The sequence below is a fragment of the Pyxidicoccus fallax genome (assembly GCF_012933655.1).
GTDB lineage: Bacteria > Myxococcota > Myxococcia > Myxococcales > Myxococcaceae > Myxococcus > Myxococcus fallax.
Genome location: NZ_JABBJJ010000333.1, coordinates 1 through 13,780, shown reverse-complemented (window position 1 = coordinate 13,780; position 13,780 = coordinate 1). Strand labels below are relative to the sequence as shown.

The following is a 13,780-nucleotide window of genomic DNA, read 5'->3' as shown; positions in this document are numbered from 1 at the left end:
GTCCCGCACGTCAGCACCACCCCCGCTACCCGCCTTGCCGCCTGCCTCACCTGCTCGGCCCTGGGCAGTGCCCGGTACCTCTCCCAGTACTCCGGAGAGTGCTCCACCAGTGCCCTCACCGCCGAGGGCAGTCGCGCCAGCCCCTTCACCGTCTCTCCTGGGTCCAGCACCAACGTGACGAGGCCCTCCACCGCGTCCACCACGCTGTCGCCCACTCCCAGCACCGAGTGCACCGCCAACCCCTCCTGCGGTTGGTAGGGCCACGCGGGAGGCGAATCCATGTCCACCTCCAGAGACGCGCGCACCGGGTGCAACCACCCGTCCTCCAGTGCCCGGTAGAAGGGCCCCACCTCCAGTCCCTCCGTCCTCAGCGCCCCGCTTACCAGCCTCACCTCTCCCACCGCTTGCACCGCTTCGCCCGTGGTGACGCGGACCAGGTATCCATCCGGCCGCAGCACGTAGAGCCCCCGGTAGCGCCTCATGCGCGCGTGCAGTCCTTCCCGCGTCACCGCTCCGCCCTCGGCCACCACCTCCGTCAAAAGGTGCGCTGCCATTCGCGCCGGCCCGAAGTCGCGCAGTCGTACCTCCGCTGCCACCAGCGCCGACAACAGCCGCGCCGCCTCTTCGTGTGTCAGCCTCCTCCCGTCTCCTGGCAGCGCGGCTGGGGCCACGCCCACCCGCGCAAGCAGCCCCTGGAAGTAGTCCACATCCACCCGCCGTGCCTCTATCGGCTCCAGTCCTTTCCGCCTCCCTTCCAGCCGTTCCTCTCCCGCGCGCTGTCCCGCCCTCGTGCCCATTCGCAGCCCCCGTAGCGCCAGGCACGCCGAGTCCCCCTCGCACCGCCACTCCGGTCCTGCGCAGCCACCCGCTCCCGCCAGGACTGCCACGACCAGTGGCAGCAGGCGCCATGCGCGGGGCGGGTTGCCAGCGCGGTGTCTTGTCTTCGGCGGCGCGCTCGACGGCTGCTCGGATGCATCCGACATGACTCCTCCTCTTGGAACTCTCGCTCCACGTGGTGGCAGCTCACCCGCTTTGGGAGAAAGCGACGCGGCTCCTGACTTGCGGATTGGGCGGGATCGCGACATCCGCCTGGCGCTGGGCTGGCGCTCCTGGAAACCCCTGGCACAGGAGTGCGAAGAGGCCCGCGAGAGTTCCTGACCGAAATCAACCGGGCCTGTTATCCGTCCTGGGAAGGATCAATCAGCCCGGCCCGGAGCGCGCTCTCGCGCACGGACTGCACTGCGTCCTGGATGCGTTCGGAGGCTGGGAAGACCTGCTCGGCCCGCGCGGCCAGCTCCAGTGCCTTTGAGAACTGCTCGCGCAGCGAGTACCGCAGGAGGAGCCCAGCCCAGGCGTCTTCCAGGTTCTGGAGTGCACGCGCGGTGCCTTCCTCCATCAGCCGCAGTGCCTCATCCTCGCGACCCCGAATGTCGTCGAGGAAGTACGCCAGCTGGAGCAGGGCCGGGGCGCTCCGTTCCGAGGCCTGAACAGCCATCTCCAGCAGGCGCTGGACCTCGGTGAGAGAAGCCTTGGCGTCCACACCAGGCTCCTCGGTGGTCAGGACGAGGCGCGCCAGCGCCTGCAGGTTGGGGTGAAGGCAGGGCTGTCCTTCACCAGCTCGCGATGCAGGCGGAGTTGCTCGGCGTTGCCGCGCTGGCCACGCTCCGCGTCACGGGCGGTCTTCAGCCGGGCGAGGAGTGCTTCGAGCTGGGAAGCGTCCATGGACTGCGCGGCTCCTACACGGGCCGGTGCTCCCATGAAGGCAAGCACCGGCCCGGCTTCACTTCAGGATACGGCTAGATGAACTTGCCGCCGCTCACCACGAGGCCGTAGTCGGCGTCGATGGCGGTCGTCTCCAGGCGCGCGTCCTGGACGAGCTCGTCGGCGATGACCTCCACCGTCCAGGTGCCAGCGGCCGGGTTCTGGAGGAACACGTTCTCCACCGTGTCCACCTTGTTGGACACGCCACCGGACGTGGACGTGTTGCCCGCCGTCAGGCCGTTGTTGCCCCAGTAGACGACGCCCGAGGGCGACGTCACCTTCAGCGACAGGTCGTTGATGCGCGCCTGCGCGGCGCCCACCGTGCCCGCCGGGTCGTTGTAGACCATGGTGACGTTCAGCTCCGTCTCGCCAGTGGCCACGTTGACCCGGTAGGTCTTCCGCGCCAGCGGAGTGAGGACGTCCGTCTCGTTGACGATGCTCGTCACCGCGGCGCGGTCATGCAGCCGCTTCACGTCCGCGGTGCCCCAGCCCTGCTTGTTGCGGTCCAGGTCGCCGTTGGCGCCGCCCGCCAGCCAGTTGTAGCGGTAGGCCATGTTGATCATCAGCGCCTTCGCCGTGGCCATCTGCGGCCGGCTGGCGAACACGTCCGCCCCGCCGCCGAAGCCGGCCCACACGCCGTTGTGCCACATCTGGAACAGCAGCCCGAAGTAGCCCGCCGTCTGCGGCGTGGCCGCGCTGGTGCCACTGAAGTTGTAGTACGACGTGTTGCTGCTGTTGTTGGCCGAGCGCACGGCGTCGTAGAAGTACGAGAGGTCCGGCTTGATGCGGCCGTCCGCCGCCGGACCGATGCTCGCGCCCCCGTTCCACCGGTCATCCGTGCGGCTGCTGTTGTCGTAGTGGTAGAAGCCGCCCACGGACACGATGTTCTTCGCCCAGGCCTGCGGGCGCGAGTTGCGCGTGCCGTTGTTGCTCTGCGACTGCGTGCTGAGGATGGGGTGCTTCAGCAGGTAGTCGTCCACCTCGGCGGAGATGGTCGTGTACGCGGTGGTCAGCGTGCTGCCCACGCTCGACGTCTGGAACACGGCGCGGTAGGGGCCCGCCGGGTCGATGAGCTCCTTGTTGATGTCGTAGCGCGACTTGGTGCCGCCGAACTGCGTGGACTGGCTGTAGAGGTAGAAGATGCCCTGGCCCGAGGGCAGCAGGCCCCGCGCGGTGGCGTCCACGCCGCGGGCGAAGTTGATGCTGTAGCACGACGTGCCGTGCGCGCTGCCCGTGGAGGAGGTGCTGTGGATGATGGGCGGCGTGGCCCACTCCTGGTGCGTGGTGCGCAGCTCGGTGTCGAAGATTTCGCCGCGCACGCCCTGGCCCGTCCACCCGCGCAGCGTCTCCAGCGCCGCGGCGCCGCCCACGGCGCGCACGTTGTTCATGTCCACCTCGCCGGGGCCGCCCCACCGGTCGACGAACTGCACCGCGTTGGAGCGCACCAGCCGCTCCAGCTGCGGCTGCGTCAACGTGGCCTCCACGCGCCAGCCGCCCGGCTCGATGAGGTCCACCTTTCCGCCCAGCTTGCGCACCAGGTCCGCGACCTCGTTCTGCCGCGCGGCTCCGTGCTCACCCACCATGATGGAGTAGCGCTGCGCCTCCAGGCGCGCGGAGCGGCCCAGCATCGCCTCGCGCAGCGGCTCCTCCACGCGGTACTCCGGATGGTATCCGCCCACCCACCGCACGTAGGGCAGCTCCGCCACGCGCTTCTGCGCCTGCGCGTCCATCTCCACCAGGAAGGTGTGGTCCGCCAGGAAGCGCAGCACCTTGCCGCCCGAGGCCTCGATGGCCGCGCGGAACTCCGGCAGCGGCGTGCCCTGGAACTGCACCAGCTTCAGCCGGTTGTCCGGGTCCTCGGACAGCAGGCCCGTCACCAGCGGCATGGCGCCGCGCACGGGGTCGAACTGCTGGTGCGCCAGCCGCACCACGTAGCTGGTGGGCTGCACGCGGCCCATCAGCTCCGCGCCGCCCCGGCTGTACGCGAAGAAGTCCTGGCGGCGGCCCGTCGCGTCCTCCTCCTGCCACGTGTACAGCTGCACCGCCGAGTCCGGCACGTCCACCGTGCGCAGCCCGCGCACCGCCGCGTCCGTGCGGTGGAACACGAGCCCGGCGCCCGTCACCAGCGAGAAGCGGCCACGCCCCTCACCCTCGAAGCCCGGGATGAGGCCGGCCTTCGCCGCCGTGTCACCCTCCACGAGCCGCGCGGGCCCCGGCGACGCGGCCTTCGTCACCCCGGGGCGGGCGTCCGCCTGCGACGCGGCGACCACCGGCAGCGGGACGACCATGCCCAGGCCCAGGGCCAGGACGGAGAGCGGACGCCAGCGGTCTGCGTACGTCGAGAAACGAAGTTTCATCGCGATGTCTCCTTGTACGGCGGGCGGGTACGACAGCTCTGAAAAACCAGAAAACGAGGATGAACTTGATAATTCAGTTTCTCCTTGGGAGTCAACGCACCCCGCACATCGGGTGAAGTCGCGCGCGGCGAGGACTGGGGCGGAGGCGAGGCGCGGAGCGGCGCGGATGCCGCGAGGGGTTGGCCGCTTCCTCTTCGAGAAGGGGTGACATCCAGGCGCGGCGGCGTCACTGATGAGGGAGTGCGTCAGGCGCCGTGGCGGCGCCGCGTCCGGAGAGGCTCCGCCATGGAACTGGTCCTGTTCATCGGCCTGCAGGGTTCTGGGAAGAGCAGCTTCTACCGGCAGCGCTTCGCGGACACGCACGTGCTGGTGAGCAAGGACCTGTGGCCGCACGCGCGCCGGAAGGAGGCGCGGCAGCGGCGGTACATCACCGAGGCGCTCGCGGCGGGGCGCTCGGTGGTGGTGGACAACACCAACCCGTCGCCCGAGTTGCGCGAGCCCCTCATCGCCCTGGGGCGGGAGCACGGCGCGCGCGTCATCGGCTACTGCTTCGCCTCGGACCTGAAGCTCTGCCTCGAGCGCAACGCGAGGCGGGAGGGGAGGGCCCGGGTGCCCGACGTGGCGCTGTTCGCCACGGTGAAACAGCTCCGGCGGCCGAGCCGCGCCGAGGGCTTCGATGTGCTGTACCACGTGACGCTGTGCCCGGAAGGCGACTTCCGGGTCGAGGACTGGAGGGAGGAGACCGATGGAACCCGATGAGTTGGCGACCCGCATGCGACAGGGCGAGGCGTTCCACGGCCTGCGCCTGTTGCCGGGCGCGTGGACGGTGCTGCGCGTGGACGGCCGCGGCTTCTCGCGCTTCACCGAGGAGCGCTACCAGAAGCCCTTCGACCCGGCCTTCCACCAGGTGATGGTGCGCACCGCCAGCGCGCTGCTGGAGGACCTCCAGGGCGTGTACGCGTACACGCAGAGCGACGAGATTTCCGTCCTCTTCCGTCCGGACTGGTCGCTGTTCGACCGCTCGGTGGAGAAGCTCGTGTCGGTGTCGGCGGGGCTCGCGAGCGCCACCTTCACGCACGCGGCGGGCGTGCCGGCCGTGTTCGACGGCCGCGCATGGCTGGGCGTCGACGAGCGCGCCGTGCTGGACTACTTCCAGTGGCGGCAGTCGGACGGCAGCCGGTGCGCGCTGCATGGCTGGTGCTACTGGACGCTGCGCAAGGAGGGCCGCACGGCGTCCCAGGCCACGCGCGAGCTGGACGGCCGCAACGTGGGCTACAAGAACGAGCTGCTCTTCCAGCGCGGCGTCAACTTCAACGAGGTGCCGCTCTGGCAGCGGCGCGGCAGCGCCATCTTCTGGGAGCGCTACCAGAAGGAGGGCGTGGACCCGCGCACCGGCCAGCGCACGCAGGCCTCGCGCCGGCGGCTCAAGGTGGACTCGGAGCTGCCCATGAAGGAGGCGTACGAGACGTACCTGCGCGGCGTCCTCTCCGCGTCGGAGCCGGCTCCCGCGTAGCGCGGGCGGGGGCCTTCGCTTCAGCCGGTGGTGCCCGGAGTGTCGGGCCCGCCGGACAGCGGCAGCACCTTCCACAGCCGGGGCTTGTCGTACTGGGGAGGAATCATCCCCAGCGGCCAGCCCTCGGCGGTGACTTCCGCGTACTGGTAGCTGCGCCCGCCGTGCCGCAGGCGGGTGCCGCTGCCGGGCAGCCCCACGCCCACCGCCGCGTGCGCCAGCGGGTCCGAGTAGAGCACCACCGCGTCGATGCCCACCTGTTTCAGCAGCATGACGGCCAGCACCGCCTTGGAGTCGCAGTCGCCGCGGTCCTGCTCGGGCACCAGCGCCGGGGGGATGATGCCGAAGGGCTCGTCCCTGGGCAGCTCGTAGCGGATGCGCTGCACGAAGCCGACGATGAGCTGCGTGGACTGCGCGGCGTCCAGCCCGCGCTCGCGGATGGAGGCGACGAAGCGGTCTCCCAGCACGCGCACCGGCTCCGCGTTGGTGCGCATCAGCTCCTCGTAGATGCAGCGCATGTCCGCGCTGCACCCCGGCGGGGCGTTGTACGTGAAGCGCTCGTTGCCCACCGCGCGGTAGCGCAGCCGACGGCCCAGCGTCACGTGCTGCTCCGCCAGCTGCTTCGCCAAATCCTCGCCCAGCTTGTAGGACAGGGCGTGCTGCGGGGGGCTGATGCCCTCCGCGCGCCATTCATAGGTATGGGCGCCCTGGGGCGGCGTGCCGGGAGGCAGAATCACCGCGCCCAGGTCCACCACGCGCACGCCGCTGGGGAAGCCCGGCAGCGGCGCGCGCACGTCCAGGTCCGCCAGCCGGCCCAGCATTCCCAGCCCGCAGCAGCACAGGCAGCTGCCGAAGCCGATGCCCGCGAGCAGCAGCTTGAAGAGCGTCTTCAGGGGATGGGAGCCGGAGGCCATGGCAGCTCAGGCCGGCGCGCTCAGCGTGCCCTCGGGCAGCTGCGGGAACGGGATGAGGCCGTTGAGCGCCGCCTGGAGTCCGGGCGCCGTCAGCATGGCGAGCACGACGAGGATGGCGGAGAGGATGAGCGCGGCGGCGACGTTGCCCTTGCGCACCTCCGCCAGCTCGTCGATGCCCGGCGTCATCCGGTCGAACAGGAGGATGCCCAGGGCGAGCACCGCCACGCCCACGCCGAGGGACAGCCCCACGTGCAGCACCGCGACGGCGAGCAGCTTGCCCACCATCAGCGGCTGGAAGGGCGGGGTGCGCACGGTGAGGTCCACCGCGTCCGACGTGGCCTGCACCGCGTGCTGCACCAGCAGGCCCAGCGACAGCAGGCTGGCGGCGTGCACGGTGCCAGCGGCCGCGTTGCCCTGGCGCAGCTCCTCCACCGGGTTGGTGCCGAGGATGCGGCTCAGGCCTCGCAGCCCGAGCCAGATTCCGAGCGCGGCCACGAGGCCGCCGAACACCACCTTCACCAACCCGACGAGGAGGAGGACGAGGTCCATGGCCCCGCCCTCTATACCTCTCACTGACGGCCGAAGTCCTGCGTCCAGTAGTGCCGGTAGTTGGTTCCGGTGGCGCGGTAGGCGTAGCCGACGCCGAGGTGGACGAAGTTGGAGCTCATGATGTTGTTGCAGTGCCCGGTGCTGGACATCCACCCATTCACGACGGCGGCGGGGGTGGAGTACCCGGCGGCGACATTCTCACCGGCGGCCCGGTACGTGTAGCCGGCGCTGGTGATGCGCTGCCACGGCGTGGTGACGCCATCCGAGCTGGTGTGGCCCATGAAGTTGTTCGTCGCCATGTCGCGCGAGTGCTTGCGCGCCGCGCAGCGCAGCCGCGCGTCCATCGTGAGCGCGGGCACCGGAGGCTTTGCCACGCCACCACAGGTAGCGCCCGCGGCCCGGCGCTGGTTCACCAGCGTGAGCACCTGGTCCTCGAAGCTGGCCCACGCCGGGTCCCACGTCGCCACGTCGTCGCAGTACGCCATCGCGGTGACATCGCCACCGGAGGACGGCTCGGACGTCTCCATGGCGGGGACCAGGGCGCCCTCGTCCGTCTCGGAGGTGGAGGACTCGGGACCGCCACAGGCACCGAGCATGGCGGCGCCGACGAGGAACAGGGGAAGCGAGCGAAGGGTCATTGCAGGTCCTTTCGACCGGGGGGGAAAGCGCATCCTGCCCGCTTTCCGTGGAGAGTCGAGGGAGAGCCTGCCTGGGGCCTGACCGCCCGGGCGTTACCATCTGCTCACGCAATTGCAGCAGCCATTCAATGGCTTGACGGACTGCATGGCGCACCGGAGACCGCCGGTGAGGGCGGCGGCCTCCGGCGCGCGCGGGTGTGAATTTTTCGAGCTCCGGCGCCTGCAGGGGGGAGGAGTAGGTACGCCGGAGCCCTTGGGTTCACACCTGTTCGGGAGGCCCGCGCCTGGGAGGAGGTTCGTCCTTCATGCGCTCGTACTCCTCATCGGTGAAGACGCGGCTGCGGGTGAGGAAGCGCACGCCCAGGGGCGACTCCAGACTGAAGCCCGCGCCCCGCCCCGGCACCACGTCCAGGGTGAGGTGGGTGTGCTGCCAGTACTCGAACTGCGCGCCGCCGATGTAGACGGGGCAGCCCTCCACCTCGCCCAGGAAGACGTCTCGCTGGCCGATGCGGAACTCGTGCCGCGGGTAGCACATGGGCGCGCTGCCGTCGCAGCAGCCGCCGGACTGGTGGAACATCAGCGGCCCATGCGTGGCGCGAAGCTGGCGGATGACGGCGGCGGCCTCGGGCGTCACCGCCACCCGGGCCACCGGCTCCCTCGGCTCGCCCGCCATCAGAAGAACCCGAGCGCCTTGGGGCTGTAGCTCACCAGCAGGTTCTTGGTCTGCTGGTAGTGGTCCAGCATCTTCTTGTGGTTCTCACGCCCGATGCCGGACTGCTTGTAGCCGCCGAACGCCGCGTGCGCGGGGTACAGGTGGTAGCAGTTGGTCCACACGCGGCCCGCCTCGATGGTGCGCCCGGCGCGGTAGGCCTGGTTGATGTCGCGCGTCCACACGCCCGCGCCGAGGCCGTACAGCGTCTCGTTGGCGATGCGCATCGCCTCGTCGAAGTCCTTGAACGTGGTGGTGCTCACCACGGGGCCGAAGATCTCCTCCTGGAAGATGCGCATCTTGTTGTGGCCCTGGAACACGGTGGGGGCCACGTAGTAGCCCTCCTTGAGGTCACCGGGCAGCTCCACGCGCTCGCCGCCGGTGAGGACCTTGGCGCCCTCCTTCTTGCCGATGTCGATGTAGCCGAGAATCTTCTCGAGCTGGTCGTTGGAGGCCTGCGCGCCCAGCGTCGTGGTGGTGTCGAGCGGGTTGCCCGGCTTCACCTTCTTGACGCGCTCCAGGGCGCGCTCGATGAACTGGCCGTAGATGCGCTCGCTGATGAGGGCGCGCGAGGGGCACGTGCACACCTCGCCCTGGTTGAGGGCGAACATGGCGAAGCCCTCCAGCGCCTTGTCGAAGAAGTCATCGTCCTTCGCCATCACGTCGTCGAAGAAGATGTTGGGGCTCTTGCCGCCCAGCTCCAGCGTCACCGGGATGAGGTTCTCACTGGCGTACTGGAGGATGAGGCGGCCGGTGGTCGTCTCGCCGGTGAAGGCCACCTTGGCCACGCGGTTGCTGCTGGCCAGCGGCTTGCCGGCCTCGATGCCGAAGCCGTTGACGACGTTGAGCACGCCCTCGGGGAGCAGGTCCTGGATGAGCTCGGTGAGCAGCAGGATGCCGACGGGCGTCTGCTCGGCGGGCTTGAGGACCACGCAGTTACCGGCGGCGAGGGCGGGCGCCAGCTTCCATGCGGCCATCAGGATGGGGAAGTTCCAGGGGATGATCTGCCCGACGACGCCGAGCGGCTCGTGGAAGTGGTAGGCGACGGTGTCCGCGTCGAGCTCGCCCGCGGAGCCCTCCTGGGCGCGGATGCAGCCGGCGAAGTAGCGGAAGTGGTCGATGGCCAGCGGCAGGTCGGCGGCGAGCGTCTCGCGCACGGGCTTGCCGTTGTCCCAGGTCTCCGCGATGGCGAGCATCTCCAGGTTCTGCTCCATCCGGTCGGCGATCTTGTTGAGGATGTTGGCGCGAACGGTGGTGGAGGTCTTGCCCCAGGAGACGCGGGCGGCGTGGGCGGCGTCGAGCGCCTTCTCGATGTCCTCCGCGGTGGAGCGGGCGACCTCACAGAAGGGCTTGCCCGTCACGGGGCTGATGTTCTGGAAGTACTGACCGCGCACGGGCTCCACCCAGCGGCCACCGATGAAGTTCTGATAGCGGGACTTGAACGTCACCTTCGAGCCAGGCTGATTGGGGGCGGCGTAGATCATGGCGCTCTCCTCGGGTGGGGCTGGGCTGCGGGGTTGATGGCGGCTGTCCCAGAGCAGCGTTCGTGCCAGCACGGTGTCCGCCGACGTCGCGGCGCGTCGTGTCCCGCTCCGCGACACTGTCGCGGACAGGGGTGGCGCGGAGCGGGACACCTGCGTCGCACGGGGACAGGTGGGGCGGTCCACTCGGGTTGAAGAGATGCAGTGAGGTCGAGGCGAGCGGGCGCGGCGGAGGACTGACGCGCTCCTTCGGTTGGCGTGGATGCAGGTGGGCCGGGTGCTCAGCAGCGGGCGCGATGCATCGGCCGGCGCGGTGCGGCGGCACGATGCGACGGTGCACGCCCGACCGGAAGGAGTGCTCAGGAGCGGGGTGGCAGCACGATGCCGAAGCGCTCGACCATCCGATAGAGCGTGCTGCGCGCGATGCCCAGCCGGCGAGCCGCCTGCGCCACGTTGCCGCCACTGCGAGCGAGCGCCTCCTGGATGGCGTGGGCCTCCAGCTCCCTCAGCGCGCGAGGGGCCGTCTCTTCCTGCATCGAGGGCGGCGGCGGAGGCGCGGCCGGCACGGGACCGCTACCGAGGTCGGGTGGCAGCGCGTCCACGTCCAGCACCGGAGCGCCCGCTGCGCGCACGAGCGCCAGGCGAAGCACCGTCTTCAGCTCACGCACGTTGCCGGGCCACCGGTGCGCGGCGAGGCGCGCGAGCGCGACGGAAGACAGCGTGGGCCGGGGCTGTCCGGCGGTCTCCGCGAGTTCGGAGAGCAGCTCCTGCGCCAGTTCCGCGAGGTCCGAGCGCTCCCTCAGCGGTGGCAGCCGGAGTATCGCGCCCTGGAGGCGGTAGTAGAGGTCGGAGCGGAAGGTGCCCGCGCGCACCGCCGCGTCGAGGTCCCTGCACGTCGCGCCGATGAGCCGGAAGCGCGCGTGACGCACCCGCGACTCGCCCACGCGCGAGTAGCTCCCGTCTTCGAGCACCCGGAGCAGCAGCACCTGGAGCGCGGGAGGCATCTCCGCCAGCTCGTCGAGGAACAGCGTGCCTCCGTCCGCCGCGGCGAGCTTGCCCTCCGCGCCACCCGCGCGAGCGCCCGTGAAGGCACCGGGCGCGTGCCCGAACAGCTCGCTCTCCAGGAGCGCGGGCGAGAGCGCTCCGCAGTTGACGGCGATGAAGGGCCCTGTGGCCACGTTGCTCGCGGCGTGCAGGGCACGAGACAGCAACTCCTTGCCCGTGCCCGTCTCCGACAGCAGCAGCACCGGGAGCCCCGTGGGCGCGAAGCGGATCGCCTCTCGAAGCGTGGCGCGCAGGTGCGGGTCGCTGCCCTTGAGCGCGGCCCAGGGGCCCTGCATCGTCGGTTCCGAGTCGCTCGCGTGCGGGCCGCTGCGCGTGTGCACGGCCGAGGTTCCATGCGCCGTCGGTTCCGTCGCGCGCAGGTGCGGTTCGCTGCTCCTGGGCACGGGGCCCTGCATCATCGGTTCCATGGCACGCGGGTGCGGATGCGCGGCGGAGGAGCTCTGCATCGCCGGCTCAACGAAGTGCGCGGGCGCGTCCGTGACGGAGCGTGCGCGAGCCACGAGTGGTTCGAGCCGGACGAGCACCGCGAGGGCCGCGCTGCCTCCGCCTTCGCCCACCGCCTCCGCGTGGACGCGCCACTCGGTGCCACCACGGGCGGCTCGCGCTTCGAGTGTCTCTCCTCGCAGCGCCGCTTCCTTCAGCTCCCGCCACGACAGGCCAAGCACTCCGGCCAGACCCGGTGCGCCCTCCTCGCCGAGCAGTGCTCGCGCGGCGCCATTCGCTTGCCGCACCCGTCCGGGCGCCTCGACGAGCAGGACCGGGGCATCCTCGCGAGCCAGCCGCGCCTCCACGCCGCCCCGCGCCGCGGAGGCCACGCGGGCCCAGGCCACCTCGCGCAGGCGGGCCTCGGCCGCGTAGGCCATACTCGCCACGGCCACCAGCACCATCGGGTCCGCGCCACCCGCGGGGCCGGTGACATCGAGCACGCCCACCAGCTCGCCGAACGGGTCATGCACCGGGGCCGCGTAGCAGACGAGCCCGTGGTGTCGCTGGGCGTAGTGCGCGGGGCCCACGACGGCGACGGCGGAGGACTCGGCCAGCGCGGTGCCGATGGCGTTGGTGCCTCGGGACGTCTCATCCCAGCAGGCACCCTCGATGAGGCGCACGTCGTCCGCGCGCGAGCGGAAGTCACCGCCCGAGCTGCGGGTGGCGAGGATGACGCCATCGCGGTCCGCGAGCAGCGCCACCCGGCCCGAGGGCAGGGGCGCCGAGGCGAGCACCTCCATCATCCCCTGGACTTCGTGCCACACCGGCTCCAGCCGGGCGCGCCGTTCGAGGAGCGCCCTATGGGTGACGCTCGGGCCCTCGTGGGGCAGGCCAGTGCTCGGCGCCCCGAGCCTCCGGGAGCGCTGCCAGCGGGTGAGGATGGGGTGCAAGTCCGGGCGCAGCGCGGCCTCTCCGTCGAGCGCGCCGACGAGGAACTGCTCCCAGAGGAGCGGCGAGGCGCTGAGGGTGAGGGTCCCCACGAGGAGACATTATTCAGTCATGCTCCCCGCTCGCGGCAACCTGGGACCCCCAAGAATCTTCGGGGTATTCCTGACGCGATGCGCCGTGCTCAGACGGGAGGGTCCTGTTCCTCCTTCCAGTGGAATTCGAACCAGTCGAGCCGGCAGAAGCGCGGGCGAGGCAGGAGGCTGTCCGGGCGGATGTACAGCTCGAGGTACTGGCGAAGCGCGTCCTCGAAGCGGTTGTACTCCTTGTCCTCGTATGTCTGCCCGCGCTCGTACCAACGAAACGCGTAGCCCTTCTGCGTCCTCACCAGATGGGGCCCATCGCTGAGGTGCTCGTCGATGAGCTGCGACTTGTGCGGCGCGAGCAACGCGATGACGTCTTCGATTGGAGGGAATGTCCTCGTCGGGGCGGAATGGAACGCGTCCGGTGACTGAAGCGATTTCTGGAGAATGTTCAGGGTCAGCTCGGTCGTGTAGCGCCAATCCCTGGGGAAGAGGTCATCGTCCCAGAGCAGGTTGATCGCGAAGGAGTCGAACTCGGACTTGAGGAAGCGGCGGAAGAGCGGGAGCAGGAACTCGAAGCACGGCTGGAGTGACGAGAACTCGCGCCGGTAGATGATGCCGGCGTGCTTGTTCCGCTCCACGGCGACGACGCTGCCGCCCTGGTCGACGATGAAGACGCCGCTCGCATCGAACCTCCCCCGCGTGACGAAGTCCTCGGGGCGCTTCATCACTTCGCCGAGGAGTTCCTGGGCGGAAGGAAGATGAAGCTCATAGCGGACCGGGCTTCTGCCTGGAGAAGGCAGCATGCGCTTCGCGGCCTCCTGTGCGGACATCGGAATCGGAGCAAAGTCGTTGAGGACCTTCATCGGCTTCCAAGTATAGGACGGGTGGGTGCCCTGTCGCGGACGCGTACCCGTGCGGAGACGAGAGGAGGTCGTGGAAGTGTGTCGCGCCATCACGTTGTTGCTCTTGTCCCTGCTGACCGGCTGTTCCACCGCGCGAGTGGTGCGCCTGGAGACGGACCGGGGCCAAGTCCTCACCTTCAAGCCACACCTGGCCGAAGCGGGGCCCGTCCAGTTGGAAGAGGACGAGTTCATGGAGGCTGTTGCCTCCGTGTCATCGAGAATCAGGCCGCCCGTTCATCCTCAGGAGGAGGCTCGGCGGCTCTTCGACATGGATGCGCGCGAGGGTGCGTATCTCTTCGATGCGCGCACGCGCCGCATGACGCCGCTTGGGCCCGGTGAGCACCTGGAGCGCGAGGTCGCGGCAGCGGACCTGGAACTGACGCGTGCCTATCTGCGGTGGTGCGAGCGCACGGGGAGGGGAGGGGACTGTCTGGGGC

10 protein-coding genes and 3 pseudogenes are annotated in these 13,780 nt (G+C 70.2%); 3 read left to right on the top strand and 10 right to left on the bottom strand.

The window, feature by feature from the left end:
* From HG543_RS43020 to HG543_RS43005, 3 genes and pseudogenes are all read right to left on the bottom strand, one after another.
* Nucleotides 1-713 (bottom strand): annotated as a pseudogene (locus HG543_RS43020) (hypothetical protein); the annotation flags it as partial.
* A gap of 464 nt (nt 714-1,177) precedes the next feature.
* Nucleotides 1,178-1,722, bottom strand: a pseudogene (locus HG543_RS43015) (hypothetical protein).
* A gap of 74 nt (nt 1,723-1,796) precedes the next feature.
* Nucleotides 1,797-4,118: a DUF8729 domain-containing protein gene (locus HG543_RS43005; protein ID WP_169350750.1), complete on the bottom strand. Its 2,322-nt coding sequence runs from the start codon at nt 4,116-4,118 to the stop codon at nt 1,797-1,799.
* Nucleotides 4,119-4,403: 285 nt separating this feature from the next.
* Here HG543_RS43005 and HG543_RS43000 point away from each other — a divergent pair, with 285 nt between their 5' ends.
* Both HG543_RS43000 and HG543_RS42995 read left to right on the top strand, forming a co-directional pair.
* The gene (locus tag HG543_RS43000) at nt 4,404-4,877 is read left to right on the top strand and encodes an ATP-binding protein (protein WP_169350749.1); all 474 of its coding nucleotides are present in this window, start codon (nt 4,404-4,406) and stop codon (nt 4,875-4,877) included.
* Nucleotides 4,864-5,631, top strand: a complete 768-nt coding sequence (locus tag HG543_RS42995; protein WP_169350748.1) for a tRNA(His) guanylyltransferase Thg1 family protein — start codon at nt 4,864-4,866, stop codon at nt 5,629-5,631. The genes HG543_RS43000 and HG543_RS42995 overlap by 14 nt, the downstream gene beginning before the upstream one ends.
* A gap of 20 nt (nt 5,632-5,651) precedes the next feature.
* Here the strand turns inward: HG543_RS42995 and HG543_RS42990 are convergent, their stop codons facing one another.
* From HG543_RS42990 to HG543_RS42960, 7 genes are all read right to left on the bottom strand, one after another.
* Nucleotides 5,652-6,542 carry a hypothetical protein gene (locus tag HG543_RS42990; RefSeq protein ID WP_246357716.1) on the bottom strand — a complete coding sequence of 297 codons (891 nt, stop codon included), beginning with the start codon at nt 6,540-6,542 and terminating at the stop codon, nt 5,652-5,654.
* A 6-nt stretch (nt 6,543-6,548) separates the two neighbouring features.
* A complete protein-coding gene (locus HG543_RS42985; protein ID WP_169350747.1) occupies nt 6,549-7,091 on the bottom strand; it encodes a DUF350 domain-containing protein in 543 nt (180 codons plus the stop codon).
* 20 nt (nt 7,092-7,111) lie between these two features.
* Nucleotides 7,112-7,729: a CAP domain-containing protein gene (locus HG543_RS42980; RefSeq protein WP_246357715.1), complete on the bottom strand. Its 618-nt coding sequence runs from the start codon at nt 7,727-7,729 to the stop codon at nt 7,112-7,114.
* Nucleotides 7,730-7,988: 259 nt separating this feature from the next.
* Entirely contained in the window at nt 7,989-8,402 is a 414-nt protein-coding gene (locus HG543_RS42975; RefSeq protein WP_169350746.1) for a DUF779 domain-containing protein, read from the bottom strand.
* A complete protein-coding gene (adh, locus tag HG543_RS42970; protein WP_169350745.1) occupies nt 8,402-9,922 on the bottom strand; it encodes an aldehyde dehydrogenase in 1,521 nt (506 codons plus the stop codon). Before adh ends, HG543_RS42975 begins: the two co-directional genes overlap by 1 nt.
* 356 nt (nt 9,923-10,278) lie before the next feature.
* Nucleotides 10,279-12,450: a sigma 54-interacting transcriptional regulator gene (locus HG543_RS42965; RefSeq protein ID WP_169350744.1), complete on the bottom strand. Its 2,172-nt coding sequence runs from the start codon at nt 12,448-12,450 to the stop codon at nt 10,279-10,281.
* An 89-nt stretch (nt 12,451-12,539) separates the two neighbouring features.
* Complete coding sequence (locus tag HG543_RS42960) at nt 12,540-13,166, bottom strand: hypothetical protein (protein ID WP_169350743.1); 627 nt, start codon at nt 13,164-13,166, stop codon at nt 12,540-12,542.
* A 214-nt stretch (nt 13,167-13,380) separates the two neighbouring features.
* Here HG543_RS42960 and HG543_RS42955 point away from each other — a divergent pair.
* Nucleotides 13,381-13,780 (top strand): annotated as a pseudogene (locus tag HG543_RS42955) (AHH domain-containing protein); the annotation flags it as partial.